The organism is Massilia cavernae (assembly GCF_003590855.1).
GTDB classification, from domain to species: Bacteria; Pseudomonadota; Gammaproteobacteria; order Burkholderiales; family Burkholderiaceae_D; genus Telluria_A; species Telluria_A cavernae.
Window position 1 is genome coordinate 1 of the sequence record NZ_QYUP01000030.1, and the last position, 19,854, is coordinate 19,854.

Genomic DNA, 19,854 nt, shown 5'->3' on the forward strand with positions numbered 1-19,854 from the left:
GGGCAATCACGACATTTCCCTGTACAACGTGTTCCGCCGCTTCGTGCTCCCGCTCGAACGCTACAAGCGCTACATCACGGGCGATCTCGAACCGGTCTACATCGATGAGGAAATTGCCGTCATGGGCGTGAACACCGCGCGCTCGCTGACCTTCAAGGACGGCCGCGTCAACCATGAACAGATCGAGGCGATCCGCAGCAAGATGGCGGGCCTGGACCGGCGCATCACCCGCATCGTCGTCACCCATCATCCGTTCGACCTGCCGATGACGGTGGACGACGACCACCTGGTCGACCGCGCGCCGATCGCCATGAAAGCATTCGCGGAGTGCGGCGTCGACGTGCTGCTGTCTGGCCACATGCATGCGAGCCATGCGGGCAGTACCTCGGAACGCTATGTCATGGACGAGTATGCGGCGCTGGTGATCCAGGCCGGTACTGCCACCTCGACGCGCGGACGGGGCGAAGTGAACTCTTTCAACGTGGTCAGGGTCGAACACGACAAGGTGGAAGTGGACAGGTATGGATGGGACGTATTGGGCAAGGCATTCTCTTTGATGAACACCGAGTCCTTCCTGCGTTCGGGTAACATTTGGGCAGCCCATACGGAGGGCCTGTACGCCGCTGGACTGTAGGACGCAAGACCGCATGTAAAACCGCATGCGCCAGTTCTTTCGTGTGCGGCCTGGCGGGTCAGATCCAGTACTCGGTCAGGCGCGCCGCCCATTCCTTCATGCGGTCGGCCCAGGGGCGCTTGCGCCATTTTTCCAGGGTTACTTCCTTCGAATCGCGCAGGTCTTCATTGAACGCGCTTTCCATTTCGCCGCCAAAGGCTGGATCGAGGATCACCACATTCAATTCATAGTTGTGCAGGAAACTGCGGCGGTCGATATTCGCCGAGCCCACGGTTGACCAGGTCCCGTCGATGACGGCCGCCTTGGCGTGCAGCACCGCCACCTGCAGCTCGTAGATTTTTACGCCGTTTTCCAGCAGTTCGTCGTAGAACGCGCGGCCGGCGTGGAACACCAGGCCGTGGTCTGTCACACCCGGCAACACCAGCTTGACGTCCACGCTGCGTTTCGCCGCGGCGCTCAGTTCGTGCACGATCTGCAGGTCCGGGACAAAGTAGGCCGAGGTGACGTGGATCGATTTTTTGGCTTCCTGGATCGCCACGATGAAGGACTTGTAGATCTCGGAATCGCGCCCGGGCGAGGTGGCCAGCACACGCAGGATCTTGTTGCCGGCCGGCGCCAGTTTCGGGAAGTACTCCCTCTCGGGCAGGTCGCCCCCTTCCTGGCGCACCCAGGCGTCGACGAAGAGCCATTGCAGGGTGGCCACGGCCGGACCCTCGATCTTGATATGGGTATCGCGCCAACCCACGTCCTGGTCGCCGCCGCTCGGCTGCCGCCGCGAGCGGAAGAAGGAGCTGTTGGCGTAGGTGCTGCTGATGTTGATGCCGCCCGTGAAAGCGACCCGGCCGTCCACCACCATCAGCTTGCGATGGTCGCGGTTGTTCAGCGCCCACTTGCCCGGCCGCTTAGCCGGGTTCACGGGGTTGAAGGCAATCAGGGTAATGCCGGCATCGCGCATCATGTCGAAGAAGGTCTTTGGCGTACCTATCGTGCCGACGCTGTCGTACAGCACATTGACGGTCACCCCCTCCTTTTGCTTCTCCATCAGCAGTTTCGCGAATTCCAGCCCCACCTCGTCCTGGTCGAAGATATAGGTTTCCAGATTGATCGTGTTTTTCGCTGCCCTGGCCGCGGCCATCATTTCGCGCATCGTGGCCGGACCGTCGAACAGCAGTGTCACCTTGTTGCCTGGAATGAGGGGCACGCCGGTCGCGGCTTCTTCCAGCACCGCCAGTTCCTTCATGCCCGGCGCGGCCTTGGCCCAGCGGCGCGACATCAGCGCGGCCGCCTCCTTGGAGGGCAGCGTACCGCGTGGCGTCGCCACGGTGGGGTGAGCCTTGGCGGCCGCGGTCTCACTGCGGATTTCGTCGGCATCAGGGAGGCTCGCGCAGGCCATCATGCTCGCCCCCAGTGCCAATCCTGCCAGCCATGCGGCCAGCCAGCGCGAGATGTTCACTTCGTCACCCTTGATTCGATGCCGGAAGTGTCCGGCGCAGTATCGCGTGGTCCGATGAAGAATTGGATCGGCGTGGCCAGGAAGCGCCGGCCCAGTGATTTCAGCAACTGAATGCCATGGTCGAAGTGAATCTTGCGTGCGCGCAGCGCCACCCACAGCGCAAGGCCGAAGCTGACCACCAGGTTCACCGTGCCGATCGCAAGGAAGCCGGTAACGCCCAGGTCGATATTGTCGGCCAACAGGTCGCGCACCGCGTACTTGTTGTTGTGCGCTTCGACCAGCTCGTGCGCGAGGGCAATCGCCGCGGCGCGATGCGGAGTGACCGGCGCCGAGGTGGCCGTTTCCATGTCGCTGACGATCGTTTCCAGCTCCAGGGTGGGCGCACTCGGTAGGTCGCCGCTGACGTCGACCAGGAACAGCAGCTTGCGCAGGCGGTCGATGCTCTGGCTGAGCGCCACCAGCAGGTAGGTGAGGGCGACGCTGGTGCCCTGGCTCATCGCGTTGCGGCGGATCTTGGCGACCACGGCGTCGCACTGGTCCAGCATCACCAGCAGGTGCTTGGCATCCTCGAGTTCCACTTCGGCGCCGGCCAGCAGTTGCGCGTAGCCGTCCAGGTAATCGTTGACCTCGATGTTTTGCATCAGGAAAGGCGAATCGAAATCCTCGATGTCCGGCTGGCTGCGGATCAGGCGCGGCTCCAGCCCCAGCGCGGTCACGCGGCACGAGAGGGTGCGTATCGCTTCGAGCATGCCGAGCACCGTCGTCTGGCGGACATCCGCCGGCGGCGCGTCCGCCAGGGGCGCGGCGTGGCTGACGATGTCGAACAGTTCGAGCCAGTGCCCGGCCGGCACCGCATTGACCCACTGGTAATCCGTCTCGACGAACAGCACTTGGTCGATTGCTTCGGCAAGGTAAGTGTTGCCCAGTGCGGGCGGCAGGAAGCGGTAGGCGAAGCGGGTTTTCAGCTCGGTGAAGAAACCGTCGTTCGACAGGATGCCGATGTCGGTGTACAGGCTGGCATGGCGGCGGCTTTGCAGCAAGCGCGTCATGTAGCCGCGCAGCGCGGAAGCCTGCGCGGGATTGCCCTTCAGTAGTTGGCACAGTAGGCGCACGCGCTCCGTGGCATACAGGGTGTTGTGCGGATTGCGCGGACGCAGCTGATCCACCAGGTCGACCAGGACGTCGATACGGTCGCTGTGGGGATCGATGCGTTCAAGCGTGGAAAGCATGGGATTACCGACTACTCGTACTAAAAAAACAGTGTAGTCGGCTTTCCGCGCGAACTTTGTTCGATAGCGTACACACTCAGCCATTGAGGGCTTTCACCCGGAAAAGCGGACTGCGTTAAACTGGCCTGCCGATTGATTACGAGGAAGAGCATGTACCTGACATATTTCCAGGGGAAATGGGCCGAAGGCAATACGCCCTTGTTCGGAGCGATGGACCACAGCGTATGGCTGGGTTCGTCGGTGTTCGACGGCGCCCGCGCCGTGCGCGGCCACCTGCCCGATTTGCGCCTGCACCTGAAGCGCGTGGTGCACTCCGCCGAAAGGCTGGGACTGCAATGCCCGCTGAGCGTGGACGATATGGAAGCGCTGGTACGCGAGGGCGTGTCCAGGTTTCCGCCGGATGCGGAACTGTATATCCGGCCGCTGGTGTATGCGGCCGACGGTTTCCTGGTGCCGGTGCCGGAGAAAAGCGGCTTCGCGCTGACCCTGTTCGACGCGCCGATGCCGCCGTTCACCGGCTTTTCCGCCTGCCTGTCGACGCTGCGCCGCCCGGATTCGAGCATGGCGCCAACCGACGCCAAGGCGTCGGCGCTGTACGCCAACACCACCCGCGCGCTGCGCGAAGCCGGGGAGCGTGGCTACGACAATGCGGTCGTGGTCGACAGCCAGGGGAACGTTGCGGAGTTCGCGTCGTCTAACCTGTTCCTGGTAACGCCGGAAGGCGAAGTGGTGACGCCTGTGCCAAACGGCACCTTCCTCGCCGGGATTACGCGGGCACGCGTGATGGCATTGCTGGAAGAGGCGGGTGTGCGGGTGACGGAGCGGACAGTCAAGACGGAGGAGCTCGATACTGCGCTTGAAATTTTTAGTACCGGCAATTACGGTAAGGTCACGCCATGCGTCCGTTACGAAGGCCGCACGCTCGAGGCGGGGCCGATTGCGACCAAGGCGCGGGATTTGTACTTCGCATTCATGGAGCAAAGCTGATTCGGCGGAGGGCAGTCCGCGGTAGGTAGGTCGGATACGCACGAAATACGCATCCGACGCGCGCCGGTGTAGCACGGGTTTCGAATCGCATGCGATTCGCGTGCGAAACGGTATCCGCTTGCAAGCGGATACGCCTAAGGCGAAGCGCATCCGACGCTCGCCGCCACAAACGCCTGCTACTCCACCCTGTGCGGGGTAGCAGGCTTCACGCTCCCGCAATCCGCCCCGATCCAATTCCCGGTCGACTCCATATCCGCCGCCTGCATGGCGCCTGCCGCATTGCTCGTCATCCGCATCGTCATGCTGTACGCTGAATCGCCATGGAACCGCATCTCGCCGTCGCCGCTGCTCTCCGGCGCGGTGCACCTGAATGACACCTTCATCACGCTGCTGCTGATGGGCTTTTGCGTGACCGTGCAATTGCCGGCACTCTGAACCGGTACAAAATTCCGCGCGACCATTTCCTTGGTCACACACATCTTCGCAAGAATGCCGCCGTTGGCCGTCATGGCCGGCATCGTGAAGCCCTGCTGGGCAACCTTCGCTTCCAGGGCCTTGCGCTGCTCAGGTGGCATGCCGTCCATGTACGACTGGACCAGCGACATCGCCTTTTCCACCTGTCCATCCTTGCTTTTGAGCTTGTTATTGATCTCCCACAAACCTGGCTTCATATTTTGCGCGGAACATGGCAGCGCCATCAAGGCGGCGCTTCCCAGCAGGACAAGGACGGTTGTTGGAAACGGCATTTTTCAGCTCCGGCGGCAGTTTTAATGCGGCAAGCATAGCCGAAAAGATGCCGGGCACGCCGTACGCCTTCACGCAAGGAAATTTTCGAGACATGCATATCGTAATTTGATTTCCGAGCAGTACCGTCTATGGCATACTTTTTCTCCACCACTTTCCCTCACCGATAGGAAGCATCACGTGAAACTACTCACCGCCATCATGCTCAGCGCCGGCATTCTTTCGCCTGGCTTCGCCCTCGCCGCGGGAGCGCCCGCAGTACCTGCCGCCACCAAGGCCGGCAAGCTGGCCGCGCCGGTCAAGGTGACGGCGGTCGAAGGCATCACGGAATACCGCCTCGGCAACGGCATGCGCGTGTTGCTGTTCCCGGACGCCAGCAAGCCGACCCTGACCACCAACATCGTGTACATGGTCGGTTCGCGCCACGAAAACTACGGCGAGACCGGCATGGCCCACCTGCTGGAGCACCTGCTGTTCAAGCCGACTGCCAACTTTGGCATCAAGAAGGGTACCAAGACGCCGGTTGAAATCCTGAACGCCAGCGGCGCGGAGTTCAACGGCACCACCTGGTACGACCGCACCAACTACTACTCGACCTTCCCGGCCAACGACGAGAACCTGGCGACCATGCTCGCGCTCGAAGCCGACCGCATGGTCAATTCGCCGATCGACCAGAACGACCTGTGGAATCCGAAGACCCAGAAGGGCGAGATGACAGTCGTCCGCAACGAGTTCGAAATGGGCGAGAGCGACCCGATCGGCGTGACCACCGAACGCCTGCAGGCCGTGGCCTTCGACTGGCACAACTATGGCAAGTCGACCATCGGCGCACGTTCCGATATCGAGCAGGTCAACATCCCGCGCCTGCGCGCCTTCTATAAAAACTACTACCAGCCGGACAACGCGGTACTGATGGTGGCGGGACGCTTCGATGAAGCCAAGGTCCTCAAGCAGGTCAACGAGCAGTTCGGCCGCATTCCAAAACCAGCCCGCGTGATCCAGCCAACCTACACCGCCGAACCGGTGCAGGATGGCGAGCGTTCGGTCACCGTGCGCCGCAACGGCGGCACCCAGTTCGTCGGCGCCGGCTACCATGTTCCGCCGACCGGCCACGAAGGCGCGGCCGCGGTTGCGCTGCTGTCGCGCATCCTGGTCGACGCACCGAGCGGCCGCCTGCACAAGGCGCTGGTCGAAACCAAGCTGGCGACCAAGGTGCAATTCGACACGGTCAGCAACCTGGAGCCGGGCTACACCATCTTCGGCGCCGTGGTGCCGAAGGACCTGCCGCTCGATGCCACCCAGGACGCGATGCTGAAGGTGCTCGAGAACCTGAAATCGCAGCCGGTCACAGACGCTGAGGTGGCGCGTGCGCGCACGGCCATCAACAAGCAGATCGAGCTTGCCACCAACGACACCGCGCAGCTGGCGATCGCCCTGACCGAATCGATGGCCGCCGGCGACTGGCGCCTGTTCTTCCTGAACCGCGACCGCATCGAGAAGACCGACGCAGCGGCAGTCCAGGCGGCGGCGCTGAAATACCTGAAGCCGACCAACCGTACGCTGGCGCGCTTCATCCCGACCGACACCGTCGACCGCAGCGAAGTGCCGTCGACGCCGGACGTGCTGGCGATGGTCAAGGACTACAAGGGCCGCGCCATGGTCGCCCAGGGCGAAGCCTTCGATTCCAGCCCTGCCAACATCGACGCGCGCACCGAGCGCTTTTCGCTGCCGAACGGCCTGAAAGGCGCGCTGCTGCCGAAGAAGACCAAGGGCGGCCTGGTAAGCGCCACCATCGTGCTGCGCCTTGGGGCTGCCGATTCGCTCAAGGGCAAGGTCTATCCAGGCTCGTTCGCGGCCGGCCTGCTGATGCGCGGCACCGAGCTCCTGTCGCGCCAGGAGATCAAGGACGCCTTCGACAAGCTGAAGGCACAGGTTTCCGTCGGCGGCGGCGCCGAAGGCGTGAACGCTTCGGTCAAGACCACTCGCGAAAACCTCGCACCGGCGCTGGAACTGCTGGCCGAAGTGCTGCGCAAGCCCAAGTTCGACGCCAACGAATTCGGCGAACTGCAGCGCGAGCGCACCAACAAGATCGAGCAGGACATCCCCGAGCCGCAGCCGCTGGCCTTCAACGCGCTGGCCCGCATGCTGGACGACACGCCGCAAGGCCACGTCAAGCACGTGCTGACGCTGCCGGAGCAGCTGGCCCAGCTCAAGGCCGTGCAGGTGGACGAGGTCAAGGCCTTCCACTCCGCCTTCTACGGCGCCGACAATGCGGTGTTCTCGGCCGTCGGCGACTTCGATCCGAAGGCAGTCAAGGCGCAGGTCGCCACGCTGTTCGGCGACTGGAAATCGGTCCAGCCTTACGTGCGCATCCCGACCACGGTCAAGGGCGCCGCCGGCGAGAAGATTGCGCTCGAGACCCCGGACAAGGCCAACAGCATCCTGTTCGCCGTGCATCCGCTGCCGTTCAAGGACGACGCGGAAGCCTACCCGGCACTGCTGATGGCCAACCACATGCTGGGCGGCGGTGCGCTGCGCAGCCGTCTGGCGGACCGTATCCGCCAGAAGGAAGGCCTGTCCTACGGCGTCGGTTCGCAGCTGAACATCCCTGCGCGCGACCCGGCCGGCATGTGGTTTGCGTACGCCATCAGCGCACCGCAGAACACCGCCAAGGTCGAAGCGGCGATGCGTGAAGAGATGGACCTGGCGATCAAGGAAGGCTTCACCGAAGCCGAACTGGCCGAAGCCAAGAAGGGCTGGAAGCAGGGCGAGGAAGTGTACCGTACCGAAGACGGCCCGCTGGCAGGCCGCCTGGCCGGCTACCTGACCCTGGACCGCACCATGGCCTACGACAAGGACCTGGAAGCCAAGGTGGCCGCACTGACGGTCGCCCAGATCAACGACGCGCTGCGCAAGAACATCAAGCCAGCCGTCGTATCGATGGTCAGCGCAGGCGACTTCGCCAAAGCAGGCAAGCCAGCCGAAGCGAAGAAGTAATACAGACGGGGCGGCGCGGCAAAAGCAGCGCCGCCCCCACATGACAAATGTCAGTTCAAACTGATGGCGGATGCTTCTTTTACGCCACGCCATCAACGCATACTCCTCCCCACGATAACCACAAGGAGGAGGAATCTTGACATCCTCCCCTTCGTGAACGGAAGGGGATTCCCACTGCTGGCGTCTGATGCCCCAGACGGAAGCCGGACTGAAACGAGCCCAGCTTCTCATTCAATCCGCAGGATATCTTTCGACCTCGCCGATGGCGACTGCGGATTGGAAAAAGCGGTACTGGTGAATTATGCCCCAGCGCGTAATCGCTTACTGCGGTGCACGCCTACCGCCACCTCGAGCTGCCGCTGCTGTTCGGCGTAACCACCCAGGTCGACATGTTCACCTCGGTGCAGCTGATGCAGGAGGTCATGCGCGCGATGGCTGCGGGCGCCAACCGCCACCAGGCCGACCTGTTCTCGGCCGGCACCCTGGTCACGGCGGCGGGCGGCCACGGCACCCAGTTCGGCATGCCGATACCCACGCTGGCCGGTGCTTCCGGTGCACAGGCTTTCGTCGACGCCCGCATCGCCGAAGGTTCCCACTTCATCAAGATGTGCTGGAAGAAGGGCATGGCGGCCATAGCCTCAAGAGCCTGGACCTGGCGACCGTCGCCGCTGTCATCGAGGCCGCCCATCGCCGCGGCAAACTGGCCGTGGTCCACGCCGGCACCCTGGCCCATGCGCGCGCGGCGCTCGAAGCAGGGGCCGACGGCCTGGTTCACCTTTTCGCAGGCAAGGAGTTGCCGGTGCAGGATGCCGCCTCCTTCGCGCGGCTGGCGAAAGACAAGGGCGCGTTCGTCATCCCGACTTTCAGCGTGCTTGAAAGCGTCGCCGGCATGCGCCCGGACGCACTGCTGGCCGACCCCGCACTGGCCGGCCTGCTCGACAAGGAGCAGCAGATCCCGCTCAAGACCAGCTACGGCAGCAAACCCGATCCGGCGCTGCTGGTGGCGCCGAAGGCCGTGACGGCGGCACTGGCGAAGGCCGGCGTGCCGCTGCTGGCGGGCACGGATGCGGGCAGCGCAGGCACCCAGTACGGCATCAGCATGCACCGAATCGTGACCACCTTCGCACGCAGCGGCTACCTGCGGCGCGCGCTGGCGGCCGGCGTTCGCGGCTACCTGCTGAAGGATGCCCCCGCCGATGCGCTGGCGGCGGCGATCCGTACCGTGCATGGCGGCGACAGGGCGGTCGCGCCCGAGCTGGCGCTGGAGAGCTGGAGCGGCAGCGCGGACCCGCTGTCCGAACGCGAGCGGCAGGTGTTGCGGCTCGCCGGCGAGGGCAGGAGCAGCGCCGACATCGCGCGCCAGATTCACCTGTCGGAAGGCACGGTGCGCAACTATCTGTCGGAAGCGATCAGCAAGCTCAATGCACAGAACCGGGTGGAGCCTGCCGGCTGGCGCGCGACGCCGGCTGGCTGTAGCGCGGCGGTCTCCGTAAACGGCAGCGGGGGCGGCCCACTGCTGGACCGCCCCCGGCTGCGTTCAAACCTTTGCGGGGCGCTGCTTAGCCGCGTTCGGCCACGTAGATTTCGACGCGGCGGTTGCGGGCACGGCCGCTGGCGTCGTCGTTCGAGGCGATCGGTTCGCGTTCGCCGCGGCCTTCGATCGCGATGCGGTTCGACGCCACGCCGCGCTGCGCCAGGTAGTCGCGGGTGTGGGCTGCGCGGTCGATCGACAGCGGCTGGTTGACCGAGTCGTCGCCGGTGCTGTCGGTGTGGCCGATGATGGTCACCATGGCGCCCGGATTTTCATTCAGCGTTTGCGCGAAGCGTTCCAGCACTGGGCGGAAGTTGGACTTGATGTCCGAGCGGCCGGTGTCGAACGACACGTCGGCCGGAATTTCCAGCTTCAGGCGGTTGTCCTGGGTCTGGCTGACCTGTACGCCGGTGCCTTGCGTGGCCTGTTCCATGGCCTGTTTCTGCTTTTCCATCCGGTTCGACCAGATGTTGCCGGCGATCGCGCCGACCGCGCCGCCGATGACAGCGCCCTTGGCCGCACGGCCGCCGCCGCCACCGCCCGTGGTGCCGCCGATCAGCGCGCCAAGGCCGGCGCCGATACCGGCGCCTTGCGCGGTGCCGCGTTGGGTAGGAGACATGTCCGCGCAGCCGCTAGCCATGGCCAGGATGGTTGCCGCGATAATTGTTTTAGTCATGATATTTTTCATGTATTTGCTCCTGAAAGTAAGTTGGATCCGTTTCGCGGTCGCAACGGCATAGCCGTCAACGACTGCGAAACGGATCGGGGGTGCAACGAAGAATGCGGCACGAACGCTAGATCCCGCGGCCGGTGATCAGGCGAACCAGGATCATGATGACGGCAACTACCAGCAGGATATGAATGAAACCGCCGATGGTATAAGACGTGACCAGGCCAAGCAGCCACAGGATCAGGAGGATGACAGCGATGGTATAGAGCATGATTTCTCCTAGTGGAATATCGTCAGTGACCCGCAGGTCGTGACGCTAGTATGCTCAGGTGTAATGTTGTCATCCGTTCGGTGACGTACATTAGAAAACAGATTTTTGCTCGGTTCGCAAGCCGCGCGAATCTGGTTCACTGCGCAGTCCCGGGATCCAGCCCATCATCCCGGCCAGGCCGGTCATGCCGATCAGGCAGGACAGCAGGCCGCCCGCGACAAGGAACAGCACGTCCTGCGGCTGCATGCCGCCGCCTTCGGCGTACGTGGGACCGGCCATGCCGAGGCCGAATGCGGTAACGACGATTCCCCAAACGATGATGCCAAACCAGGCCAGGTTCGATGATGCCAAACCAGGCCAGGTTGTTCATGCTCGCCCTCTCTATGGTTGTGTTTCACCGCTCTTTGTTTCTAGCTTAAATCAATTTTGCTCCCAGCTCAACAGCAGTTCCGTACGCTGGCGTACATTGAACAAATGAAAACACAAACGCCCCGGGCTCGGGCCGCGGGGCGTTGTTTTTCTGCTCAGCGGCATGCGCCGCGGGATCAGCTTACCGAGCGCAGCGACCCATTGACCACATTGACGCGCTGGCCGGTGCGCCAGCGCGGTTCGCTCTGCTGGCGGAAGGTGCGCGAGGTGCCGTCGTCGAGGCGGACGCGGATTTCGTAGCTGCGGGTAGCCCTCATGTTGCCCTCGATCTGGTTGCCGACCACTGCGCCGCCGACTGCGCCGGCCACGGTGGCGAGCTTTTTGCCGTCGCCGCCACCGATTTGGCTGCCCAGCAGGCCGCCGAGGACGGCGCCGCCAGCCGCGCCGAGACCGCTGCCTTCGGCGCGGTGGGTGATGGTGCGGATCGATTCCACGTTGCCGCAGTTCGAACACCATTTCTTGACGGGCGCCGCCTGCGCCACCTTGACTGGTGCGCGTTTTAACGGTTCATTGTGGCGCGGCGCCGGATCGGCCCGGCGTGGCGCCGGCTCGCCGTAGGCTGGCGCGTTCATTGCATAACGTTGGGTATTGGCTGCCGGCGCCACCTGTTGCGCGGGCGGCGCCGGCAGCATCTGCACCGACAAGGCATGGCGGTCGGCCTCGGTCAGCTCGCGCGTGGGCGTGTTGCCGCCGACGGAGGAGGGGATCCAGCCCATGATCGCGGCGGTGCCGGCGAGACAGAACAGGATGACCGCCAGTGCCGCCAGGATCAGCATCGGATGCATCGCGGGCCGCTTGTAAGTACTGTGGAGTGGAGTGTTCATGTGGGTCCTTTTTTTGGTGTTTGCTGTTTTGTTTTTAACGGCCATTTTCGGCGCCGGGCAAACTCAGCACTTGGCCTGCCCGATGCGCCATTCTCCCTATCTGGTACGGGCGCTTCCGTGCGTCACCGTACATACTTTCACTATTATTGCCGCTACGCTGATTGAAATTGTTTGCAAATGTAAGCTTTACTACAGGCAAGCTCCACCCATGTTTGTAACCGGTCTCAAGCTATGTATGAAAATACGCATCGCATTCGGGAAGGGCCGATGAAGTCCAGCGGTCCGCCCGAATTCGCCCAGCCGAACGGCAACAAGCTGTTGGCGGCGCTGCCTGCGGAGGATCTCGCCCGGCTCGCCCCCATGCTCGAACCCGTGCAGATCGAGGTCGGCGCGGTGCTGTGCGAACCGTCCGAGCCGTTGCAGCACATTTACTTCCCGCATGACAGCCTGATTTCGCTGCTCGGCGTGGCCGAGGGCCGCATGACGCTCGAGGTCGGCCTGGTCGGACGCGAAGGCATGCTGGGCGCCACGGTCGCGCTCGGGCACGAGCTGCCGCAGGTGCGCGCCATCGTACAGCGCGCCGGCAGCGCCAGCCGCATGGACAGCGCCGACTTCCGCACCGAGTTCGCGCGCAATCCCGCGCTGCAGCGGGTGCTGTACCGCTACACCGACACCCTGCTGGCTCAGGCAATCCAGATCGCCGTGTGCAGCCGCTTCCACGTGCTGGAAGCGCGGCTGGCGCGCTCGCTGCTGATCACGCGCGACCGCCTGCAATCCGACAAATTCCACCTCACCCACGAATTCCTCGCGCATGCGCTTGGGGTACGCCGGGTCGGCGTCACCAAGGCCGCCAGCGCGCTGCAGCAGCAGGGGCTGATCATCTACAGCCGCGGCAACATCGAAATCCTCGACGCGCCCGGCCTCGCCGCCGCTTCCTGCAAGTGCTACGAGATCGTCAAGGACGCGGGCGAAGAAGCATTGTCCACAGCCTTCGTATAAGACAGCACCGCCGGTGCCCCGGTTCCCCCCTCTCCCGGTGCCGGACGCGCCCGGTTCGTGTCACTGTGTGCGCACAAGAATGAAAACGCCCCGCACGCGGGTTCGCATGCGGGGCGTTGCCGGTACTGCGCGTGCGCGGATTAACGCGGTGGCTTGACCTGGTTGCCGATCACGCCGCCGACCGCTGCGCCGCCGACGGTGCCGGCGGTGCTGCCGCCAGTCAGTACGTTGCCGAGCACCGCACCGGCGCCGGCGCCGATCGCGGTGTTCTTGTCCTGTTGCGACATGCCGGCACAGCCGGCCAGGCCGAGCGCTACGGTTACCATTGCTGCAGTTGCAGCGCGTTGCTTAATCGATTTCATCAGAATTGCTCCAAGAAAACCTGTCCTTCAGGGCAGGGAGTGAAAGGAGCCGGGCGCATAGCGCCTGCAGCCGTCCAAGTAAAAAAATGTTTTGAACTTTGGTGTTGGTTCACGGTCAAACTCCATAAGTGCTTCAGTATGCGATTACGCGCTGGGGCATGATTTACCAGTACCGCTTTTTCCAATCCGCAGTCGCCTTAAGCGAGGTCGAGAGATATCCTGCGGATTGAATAAGAAGCTGGGCTCTTTCAGTCCGGCTTCCGTCTGGGGCATCAGACGCCAGCAGTGGGAATCCCCTTTCGTTTACGACTGAGGATTACCCACAAATTCCTTGACTATGAAATCATTCATTCTTCCGAAAGATAAGGTACATCTGCGAAATTTCATGCAGAGCCAGGAATCCTCGCCAAAGCACTGTCATGCCGGGAGGACGGTCTCGCTTGCGCCCGAGGTAGCCGCCCAGCTTGGCGATCCACAGTATTGCTTCTCCCAAGGTGGGCGGCTGTTGCGGAACGCTGCTAACGGCGTGCGTCCGACAATACAAGGCTTGCCACTCGAAACGCTGCAACAACACTTCACAGGAAACATCCGCATCCAGTCGCCCCAACAGTGTGGCGTAAAGAATTCGCCAAGCGATGACGGCAAACAGGGCGGTAGCGCGGATGAAGCGCTTCACATCGCCAAACTGCCGCGCCTCAATCTGGCAACCACTCTTGAGTACTCGGTGCCATGTTTCAATCGTCCAGCGGCGCGCATACCAAGACAGACGTTCCAGTGCCTGCTCCATGGTGTGGGTCGCTACCGAAGTGAGCAACATCCATTCGATCGGGTCCTGTCCTTGCGGCGGGTCAATTTCGATGGCCCAAATCGCATATGCATCTACCTCGGCCAGCCCTTTGACCTTGCAGCTCTTCGGTTTGCGAATGCGTACCGGGGCGCAGCGTATTGCCATCTGCGCAGTGCGTTCGGCTCTCTTCCCGCGCTCAGGTATACGCAACGACGTTGTTCCCATCGGCGCAACAGACTGCATCGCTTCCCACAAGTAAGCTTCGGGGTGGTTCACTCGGCGATTCCAGGCCGCGCGCACCAACCACTCCACATCGGGACTGCGCTCTGCAACAAACACGTCGTACAGATCGCCCTCGCGATCGCACACTCCCACGATTTGCGTCCCACGACATTGGGATTTGAGCGCCGTCATGTGGTTCAAACCCTCGATCCACTTGACGCTCTCCTTCTCATCTATCGGCAACTTCTTGCGCAATGCTTTCTTACCCAACTGCGCCAGAGGCCGCACCCACGTCTTCAGTCCCAGAACACCCAAGGGCAAGCCTTCCGGCGTGAGCGCGAGCATGCTATGCATGAAGAATCCCCTCACGTGTTTGTGGGTGCAGTAGCCCAATCCCTCGGTGGCTGGCAGATGCGTCAGGTTGTATTCGGTCGTGTCTTGGATTGCCAGAATCACTGGCACTTCGCGCATGCGTGCCAGCGTCTGTCCAATGTGCGAAGTCAGGATGCCATCCGTGTCGACCTCCTCGTTGTCGAAAAAACGATAAGCGGCCTTGAGCTGGGCCTGCGACAGCGACTGCGGAAACGAACAATGCGGGCTCTTGGCCAACTGGCGTGCCAGCGCGACCAGTCGAGCGGTCCGGCGTGCGTCGCCCAAGTCGGCTGCGCCGAACTCGTCGATTGCCCAATCGTTTTCGATTTCCTGAGACAAGGGTATGCATCGCAATTATTGATGGCTAGAAAGTTAACATCGTTTTTTGTTGTTTACAACGCTTTTCTGCATACCATCGAGAACGCTATGCAAAATTTGTGGGTAATCCTCAGTTCGTTTACGAAGGGGAGGATGTCAACGTGCGTCCTCCTTGGTTGGTTTATTTCAGGCGGATGTCGTTCTTGACCGACTTCACACCCTTGACACTGCGCGCGACCGACGAGGCGGTCGCCACGCTGTCTGCCGAGGACACGAAGCCGCTCAGCTGCACCACACCCTTGAAGGTCTCCACATTGATTTCGGATACTTTCAGGGTTGGTTCATTCAGGATCGCCGCCTTGACGCCGGCAGTGATCACGCTGTCGTCGATATATTCGCCCACGCTTTCCTGCTTGCTGGTCGATGCGCAGCCCACCAGCTGGGTCGTCAGCATCAGCGCGGCCAGCAGGGGCGTTACAAACTTCAGTCGATTCATTTTTCTATCCTTGTTTAGTGGGGTACCGGGACGTCGTTCCTTTGCGACGCGACAATGCCTGCATCGATAAGGCAAGAGTAGTGCCTGCCAACGGCATGGTCTGTTCGGCAACGCACGGAGCGCCTCACCATTCGCCGCGCTCGCTTTAGCGGGTCCTGGACTTGCCCGGCGGCGGCGCCACCGGTTTCTCGCGCGCGCGCCAGCAGGCGCCCGCATTCGTTGTCGCGGCCCAGTCCGGCATGGACCAGCGGCAGCAAGGCCGCGACCGGGGCGGCCAGGGTGGCAAGCGCCAGCGCGCCGCCCGCCTTCAGGGCCAGCACGCCCTTGTCGACGCTGACGCCGGGCTGCTTGAATGAGCCGCGCACATACAGCGGCGCGCGCAGCGAGAAGATGCGCAGGCCCTTGGTGTGCGGGCGGATGGTCAGGTCCAGGCGTTCGTTGGCCAGGTCGATTGTGCCGTCGACGCGGATCACGGCTTCCTCGGTGTCGATGACAAACATGCGCGACTGCATCAGCCCGCGCGTGACGGCGAAATCGGTGCCCATGCAGTTGATCCGCACCTGCTTGTCGCCGAACAGCGTGGTCAGCACGATGTTGCCGAGGTTCAGTCCCATTTGTTCCAGCAGCAGCTTGCTGACCGTGCCCTGGTTGATCAGCGTGCGCACTTCGCCATTCGATGCGGCCAGCAGGGTGGCGACCGAATCGCCGGTCGCCGACAGCGAAGCGTCGCCGTTGGCCTGGCCCACCGAGGCCTGCAGGCCTTCAATGGCCGGGAACAGCTGCTTGATGCGCAGGCCGCGCGCGGTAACCTTGGCGGTGGCCTTGATCGCGTCCTTGCCCTGGCGGCCTCTGCCGTCGAGCTCGATGTTCGAATTCAGCGTGCCGCCCGCGATGCCGAAGCTCAGCGGGGCAAGCGTGATGACGCCGTCCTCCAGGATCAGGTGGGTCGATAGCTTGGTGATCGGCAGCTGTTTTTCGCGCATGATGCGGGCTGCGGTATAGCGCACGTCGGCGTCGATCGCGGTCCAGCGTTCGGTGCAGAATTCTTCGACCGGCAGCACCTTGTTCGGCGGCTGCACCGGCGGCGCCCCGCGCCGCATCTTGCTGGCGTTGGAATCGGCGCCGATCAGCGGACCGAGGTCGTCGAACTGCAGCTTCTTCGACGTGACCGTGCCGCTCAGTTTGCCGCGCGGCTTGCCGGTCTGGAATTCGAGGTGGCGGCCGATATCGCTCGAGCCCACCTTGCCGCGGAACTTGTCGTAGGTCCAGCGGCTGCTTTCCGGCCCCAGCGCGCCGATCAGCCGCCCCTCGGTACTGAACGCGGGCGTCTCCGGCAGCAGCACGCCGGTCAACGGATACAGCCGCGCCATGCTGGCGCCGGACAGCTTCAGCTGCAGGTCGAGCGCGGCCAGCTGGGTAGGCTTGGTCAGCGTGCCTTCGAAGGCGATGCGGGTGCTGCCCATGCGGAAGTCGGCCTTGAGCGGGTAGGGCGTGGTCTGCTGCTTGAGCGACAGCACCGCGCCGGCCTTGCCGGAGCCGGTCACCGGCGCATTGTTGTAGGTGCCGCTGAGTTTCCAGCCGACGCCGTAGGTGGGGTCGCCGTCCAGCGTCTCGAGGTCGGCGCGCGCGTCAGCCTTCTTGATGGCGTCCTTCAGGAACACCACGCCTTCCGTAAACACCACGCGTTCGATCTCGAGCTCCCACGGCGAGCGCTTGTCCTCTTTCTTGAAGGTCCAGTTGTTCTTTCCGTCGGCATTGCGTTGCAGGTGCACCACGGGCGCCTGGAATTGCAGCAGCGGAATGGCGATGCGCTGGTCCAGCAGGGCCAGCGGGTCGAGCGAGAACGAGAACTGGCGCACGCTGGCGGTATCGCCGCCGGGCATGCCGTTCGGGTTGCCGAGGTGGACGTCGTTGGCCACCAGGGCGGCCAGGGAATGAAGTCGCGCCAGGTGCGGTTGCGCTCGGCCATGCGCGCGGCCGGGCGCTCCCACGACAGCGACAGGTCGCCGGTGATCGTGAACGGGCGTTCGATCGCCTCGCTGGTGCGTGCGTTGAGCCACGGCCGCGCCTTGTTCCAGTCATAGGCGAGCAGGATGGCCAGGGCGACCGCCGGGACCGCGACAAGCACCCCGGCGATGGCGATGATGATCCTGGTGCGGCGCGCGACCGGCTTACGGGCGCTCCCGCCGGCTTGTGCTGCGGACATGGGCAATCCTTCCAATAGGGATGAGTCCAGCTTAGCCCATATCGTTATACACAAGTCGGAAGCCGCTCCCAGCTTAGCTAGAAATATCGTTAACTTTCAATGAGTTGCAGATGGGTCTTGTAAACTTTGGCGAGATCGCGTTTACTCTTTCATTTTGGGTGACGCATTGACCAAGGTAGCGCAGCGCTGGACGGATCACGAGTTTGCAGGACTGGCCCTTGGGGATGCCCGCCTCGACAAGAGGGCAAGAATAATGATGGAACGACTTTCGGCAAAGCCGACGGCCAGCATCCCGCAGGCGTGCGATAGCTGGAATGAGACGTGCGCGGCCTATCGGTTCCTCGGCAACGACGATGTCACGTGGGAGGGCATTCTTGCCCCGCACTGGACGCGGACGCAGGAGCGCATGAGCGCGCATCGCGTGGTGCTCTGTATTCAGGACACGACCGAGCTTGATTTCAACGGACAGGAAACCGAAGGTCTTGGCCCGCTGAACTACGAAGCGCGGCGCGGCATGTATCTTCATCCGACCTATGCGGTCACGCCGGAACGCGAACCGTTGGGAGTGCTCGATGCCTATATGTGGGCGCGAGAGCAACGCGGTGCGGACGGGGTCCGTCCTGGGCAAAGTGAGAGCGCACGCTGGCCCGAAGGCTATGAACGCCTCGCGGAGATGGCGCCCGAGATGCCGGACACGCGGTTGGTGTACGTGGCCGACCGGGAAGCCGACATGGTAGCGATGATGCGTCGCGCGCGTGACTTGGGAACGCCTGTCGATTGGTTGGTGCGTGCCAAACACAATCGCTGCTTGCCCGACGGCGGCGACGACAAGTTGTGGGCCTATACGACCAAGGGCGAGGCAGTTGGAGAAATTACCTTCAAGATGGGTCCCCGTGACGAACAGAAAGCGCGTACCGTTCGCCAGCAAGTCTGGTCCCGCGCAGTCGAGATATCGGATGGCAAAGGTGGACGCATTACCGCAACCTGCATCGTGGCGCGCGAGATCGGCGCGCCCAAAGGCGTCAAGCCCGTCGAATGGCGCTTGCTGACCAACCGCCAGGCATCGACAGTTGAGCAAGCTATCGAGCTGATCGAATGGTACCGGGCACGCTGGGAAATCGAGATCTATTTCAATGTCCTCAAAAATGGTTGCGAGGTAGAGGCATTGCAACTGTCGGCGATCGATCGGATTGAACGCGCGCTCGCACTCTTTATGGTTGTTGCCTGGCGTATCACCAATCTGATGCGGTTGGGCCGAACCTGCCCCGACCTCGATGCCGCGCTGTTCTTCGATCCGGACGAGATCCGGGGCGCTTACCTGCTAACAAAAAAGAAGATGCCGACCGCTCCACCCACGCTCAACGAAATCGTCCGGCTTGTCGCGCAGGTGGGAGGCTTCCTCGGTCGCAAGAGTGACGGCGAACCGGGAGTAAAGACGATTTGGCGCGGACTGGATCAAGTCATGACCGCCGCCGAAACGCTACGCGCGCTGCGCGAAGGACTCGGCTGACTTATGTATAACGATATGAGCTTAGCCCAATCCGCCCTCAATCTTTGTGCGCTGACGTACCCACCGAACTGCCGCGTTTTCGAATCCTGATGCTATGTGCGTCAGCGAACCGATCTTGCCAATGAATCAGCATATAAAGTTACTACGACATCAATTTGGACGAATGGAGAATAAGATGTACCTGGATCCGACGAATCGTTTGGCGGCAATCGTGTGCGCTACCGCTCTGCTGGCACTGGCCGGCTGTGCGTCGTCCCAAAAGGCGCCCGCCACCGCCGATGTCGCGGTGTCAAAGGCAGCGGTGGACAACGCCGTCAGCGCCGGCGCGTCCGACCTGGCGCCGGAAGAAATCACCGCGGCGCGCGCCAAGATGCTGCGCGCCAGCCAGGCGCTTGCCGCCAAGGACTACCCGCTGGCGCGCGACCTGGCCACCCAGGCCCAGGCCGACGCCAAGCTGGCCCAGAGCAAGGCGAACTCGGCCAAGGCGACCGCTCCTTCAAATGTCTTGCGCGAAGACCTGCGGGTGCTGCGCGACGAAGTCGACCGCGTCAAGCAATAAGCAGGCAGCAGCGCGCGCGGGCGGGCCGCACAACTCCCCATCAATAGCCACAAAGGAAGAACCATCATGAAACATCATTTTCTGAAGTCAACCATCCTGGCTGGCGTCGCCCTGCTGTCCGCCAGCAGCAGCGTGCCACGCGCAACCGCCAGCTGAACCGGCGCGTCGAGATCGTGCTTTCGAATGGCGGCAACCCGATTCCGCCACGTTAATCGCAACACTCAAGCAGGGAAACATCATGGACGACAAACAAA

20 protein-coding genes and 1 pseudogene are annotated in these 19,854 nt (G+C 62.8%); 8 read left to right on the forward strand and 13 right to left on the reverse strand.

The genetic code is table 11. The features are described 5' to 3' along the window. Nucleotides 1–634: metallophosphoesterase family protein (locus D3872_RS03245; protein ID WP_147373779.1), on the forward strand; the 634-nt coding region annotated here is incomplete at its 5' end. A gap of 58 nt (nucleotides 635–692) precedes the next feature. On the opposite strand, the gene cls is transcribed toward D3872_RS03245, so the two are convergent. After that, nucleotides 693–2,030 (reverse strand): cardiolipin synthase, encoded by a 1,338-nt coding sequence (cls, locus tag D3872_RS03250; protein WP_119809471.1) that lies wholly within the window; start codon nucleotides 2,028–2,030, stop codon nucleotides 693–695. A 53-nt stretch (nucleotides 2,031–2,083) separates the two neighbouring features. Further along, nucleotides 2,084–3,316, reverse strand: a complete 1,233-nt coding sequence (locus D3872_RS03255; protein WP_119809455.1) for a transporter-like protein — start codon at nucleotides 3,314–3,316, stop codon at nucleotides 2,084–2,086. Between the two features lie 150 nt (nucleotides 3,317–3,466). On the opposite strand from D3872_RS03255, the gene D3872_RS03260 reads away from it, so the two are divergent. After that, complete coding sequence (locus D3872_RS03260; protein WP_119809456.1) at nucleotides 3,467–4,303, forward strand: branched-chain amino acid aminotransferase; 837 nt, start codon at nucleotides 3,467–3,469, stop codon at nucleotides 4,301–4,303. 176 nt (nucleotides 4,304–4,479) lie between these two features. Here the strand turns inward: D3872_RS03260 and D3872_RS03265 are convergent, their stop codons facing one another. Then, complete coding sequence (locus tag D3872_RS03265) at nucleotides 4,480–4,974, reverse strand: DUF3617 domain-containing protein (RefSeq protein WP_182915660.1); 495 nt, start codon at nucleotides 4,972–4,974, stop codon at nucleotides 4,480–4,482. Further along, on the reverse strand, nucleotides 4,946–5,107 hold the full coding sequence (locus D3872_RS25530) for a hypothetical protein (protein WP_182915661.1): 162 nt from the start codon (nucleotides 5,105–5,107) through the stop codon (nucleotides 4,946–4,948). Before D3872_RS25530 ends, D3872_RS03265 begins: the two co-directional genes overlap by 29 nt. Nucleotides 5,108–5,227: 120 nt before the next feature. On the opposite strand from D3872_RS25530, the gene D3872_RS03270 reads away from it, so the two are divergent. Further along, nucleotides 5,228–8,044, forward strand: coding sequence for a M16 family metallopeptidase (locus tag D3872_RS03270; RefSeq protein ID WP_119809458.1), 2,817 nt, complete (start codon nucleotides 5,228–5,230; stop codon nucleotides 8,042–8,044). Nucleotides 8,045–8,381: 337 nt separating this feature from the next. On the opposite strand, the gene D3872_RS03275 is transcribed toward D3872_RS03270, so the two are convergent. Continuing rightward, entirely contained in the window at nucleotides 8,382–8,645 is a 264-nt protein-coding gene (locus D3872_RS03275) for a hypothetical protein (RefSeq protein WP_119809459.1), read from the reverse strand. A 498-nt stretch (nucleotides 8,646–9,143) separates the two neighbouring features. Between D3872_RS03275 and D3872_RS03280 the strand changes: the two are divergent. Beyond that, a pseudogene (locus D3872_RS03280) lies at nucleotides 9,144–9,425 on the forward strand (LuxR C-terminal-related transcriptional regulator); the annotation flags it as partial. Between the two features lie 178 nt (nucleotides 9,426–9,603). On the opposite strand, the gene D3872_RS03285 reads toward D3872_RS03280, so the two are convergent. From D3872_RS03285 to D3872_RS03300, 4 genes are all read right to left on the reverse strand, one after another. Continuing rightward, nucleotides 9,604–10,251, reverse strand: a complete 648-nt coding sequence (locus tag D3872_RS03285; RefSeq protein WP_229459132.1) for a YiaD family glycine zipper/OmpA-like lipoprotein — start codon at nucleotides 10,249–10,251, stop codon at nucleotides 9,604–9,606. Nucleotides 10,252–10,369: 118 nt separating this feature from the next. Continuing rightward, complete coding sequence (locus tag D3872_RS03290; RefSeq protein ID WP_119809461.1) at nucleotides 10,370–10,516, reverse strand: lmo0937 family membrane protein; 147 nt, start codon at nucleotides 10,514–10,516, stop codon at nucleotides 10,370–10,372. 90 nt (nucleotides 10,517–10,606) lie between these two features. Next, nucleotides 10,607–10,867 carry a hypothetical protein gene (locus D3872_RS03295; protein WP_119809462.1) on the reverse strand — a complete coding sequence of 87 codons (261 nt, stop codon included), beginning with the start codon at nucleotides 10,865–10,867 and terminating at the stop codon, nucleotides 10,607–10,609. A 194-nt stretch (nucleotides 10,868–11,061) separates the two neighbouring features. Next, nucleotides 11,062–11,769 (reverse strand): glycine zipper 2TM domain-containing protein, encoded by a 708-nt coding sequence (locus D3872_RS03300; protein WP_119809463.1) that lies wholly within the window; start codon nucleotides 11,767–11,769, stop codon nucleotides 11,062–11,064. A gap of 267 nt (nucleotides 11,770–12,036) precedes the next feature. On the opposite strand from D3872_RS03300, the gene D3872_RS03310 reads away from it, so the two are divergent. After that, a complete protein-coding gene (locus tag D3872_RS03310; RefSeq protein ID WP_119809465.1) occupies nucleotides 12,037–12,768 on the forward strand; it encodes a Crp/Fnr family transcriptional regulator in 732 nt (243 codons plus the stop codon). Nucleotides 12,769–12,908: 140 nt separating this feature from the next. On the opposite strand, the gene D3872_RS03315 is transcribed toward D3872_RS03310, so the two are convergent. The 4 genes from D3872_RS03315 to D3872_RS03330 form a co-directional block, all read right to left on the reverse strand. Then, nucleotides 12,909–13,130: a YMGG-like glycine zipper-containing protein gene (locus D3872_RS03315; RefSeq protein WP_119809466.1), complete on the reverse strand. Its 222-nt coding sequence runs from the start codon at nucleotides 13,128–13,130 to the stop codon at nucleotides 12,909–12,911. 343 nt (nucleotides 13,131–13,473) lie between these two features. After that, nucleotides 13,474–14,850, reverse strand: coding sequence for an IS4 family transposase (locus D3872_RS03320; RefSeq protein ID WP_119809467.1), 1,377 nt, complete (start codon nucleotides 14,848–14,850; stop codon nucleotides 13,474–13,476). 160 nt (nucleotides 14,851–15,010) lie between these two features. Beyond that, nucleotides 15,011–15,325: a BON domain-containing protein gene (locus D3872_RS03325; RefSeq protein WP_119809468.1), complete on the reverse strand. Its 315-nt coding sequence runs from the start codon at nucleotides 15,323–15,325 to the stop codon at nucleotides 15,011–15,013. Nucleotides 15,326–15,339: 14 nt separating this feature from the next. Then, nucleotides 15,340–17,244 carry an AsmA family protein gene (locus D3872_RS03330; protein ID WP_307719396.1) on the reverse strand — a complete coding sequence of 635 codons (1,905 nt, stop codon included), beginning with the start codon at nucleotides 17,242–17,244 and terminating at the stop codon, nucleotides 15,340–15,342. Between D3872_RS03330 and D3872_RS27215 the strand changes: the two genes are divergently transcribed. The 3 genes from D3872_RS27215 (at nucleotide 17,227) to D3872_RS03340 (ending at nucleotide 19,600) form a co-directional block, all read left to right on the forward strand. Further along, nucleotides 17,227–17,409: a hypothetical protein gene (locus D3872_RS27215; RefSeq protein ID WP_307719397.1), complete on the forward strand. Its 183-nt coding sequence runs from the start codon at nucleotides 17,227–17,229 to the stop codon at nucleotides 17,407–17,409. The two genes, D3872_RS03330 and D3872_RS27215, sit on opposite strands and share 18 nt — an antisense overlap. Before the next feature lie 276 nt (nucleotides 17,410–17,685). After that, a complete protein-coding gene (locus D3872_RS03335; protein ID WP_441295136.1) occupies nucleotides 17,686–19,041 on the forward strand; it encodes an IS4 family transposase in 1,356 nt (451 codons plus the stop codon). Nucleotides 19,042–19,216: 175 nt separating this feature from the next. Further along, on the forward strand, nucleotides 19,217–19,600 hold the full coding sequence (locus D3872_RS03340; protein ID WP_229459133.1) for a DUF4398 domain-containing protein: 384 nt from the start codon (nucleotides 19,217–19,219) through the stop codon (nucleotides 19,598–19,600). The last annotated feature ends 254 nt before the right edge of the window (nucleotides 19,601–19,854 follow it).

Coding starts and splice junctions, on each gene's coding strand:
- cls (WP_119809471.1), bottom strand. CDS start 2,030: ATGATGGCCTGCGCGAGCCTCCCTGATGCCGACGAAATCCGCAGTGAG.
- D3872_RS03255 (WP_119809455.1), bottom strand. CDS start 3,316: ATGCTTTCCACGCTTGAACGCATCGATCCCCACAGCGACCGTATCGAC.
- D3872_RS03260 (WP_119809456.1), top strand. CDS start 3,467: ATGTACCTGACATATTTCCAGGGGAAATGGGCCGAAGGCAATACGCCC.
- D3872_RS03265 (WP_182915660.1), bottom strand. CDS start 4,974: ATGAAGCCAGGTTTGTGGGAGATCAATAACAAGCTCAAAAGCAAGGAT.
- D3872_RS03275 (WP_119809459.1), bottom strand. CDS start 8,645: ATGAAGTGGGAACCTTCGGCGATGCGGGCGTCGACGAAAGCCTGTGCA.
- D3872_RS03285 (WP_229459132.1), bottom strand. CDS start 10,251: ATGACTAAAACAATTATCGCGGCAACCATCCTGGCCATGGCTAGCGGC.
- D3872_RS03290 (WP_119809461.1), bottom strand. CDS start 10,516: ATGCTCTATACCATCGCTGTCATCCTCCTGATCCTGTGGCTGCTTGGC.
- D3872_RS03300 (WP_119809463.1), bottom strand. CDS start 11,769: ATGAACACTCCACTCCACAGTACTTACAAGCGGCCCGCGATGCATCCG.
- D3872_RS03310 (WP_119809465.1), top strand. CDS start 12,037: ATGAAGTCCAGCGGTCCGCCCGAATTCGCCCAGCCGAACGGCAACAAG.
- D3872_RS03315 (WP_119809466.1), bottom strand. CDS start 13,130: ATGAAATCGATTAAGCAACGCGCTGCAACTGCAGCAATGGTAACCGTA.
- D3872_RS03325 (WP_119809468.1), bottom strand. CDS start 15,325: ATGAATCGACTGAAGTTTGTAACGCCCCTGCTGGCCGCGCTGATGCTG.
- D3872_RS03340 (WP_229459133.1), top strand. CDS start 19,217: ATGTACCTGGATCCGACGAATCGTTTGGCGGCAATCGTGTGCGCTACC.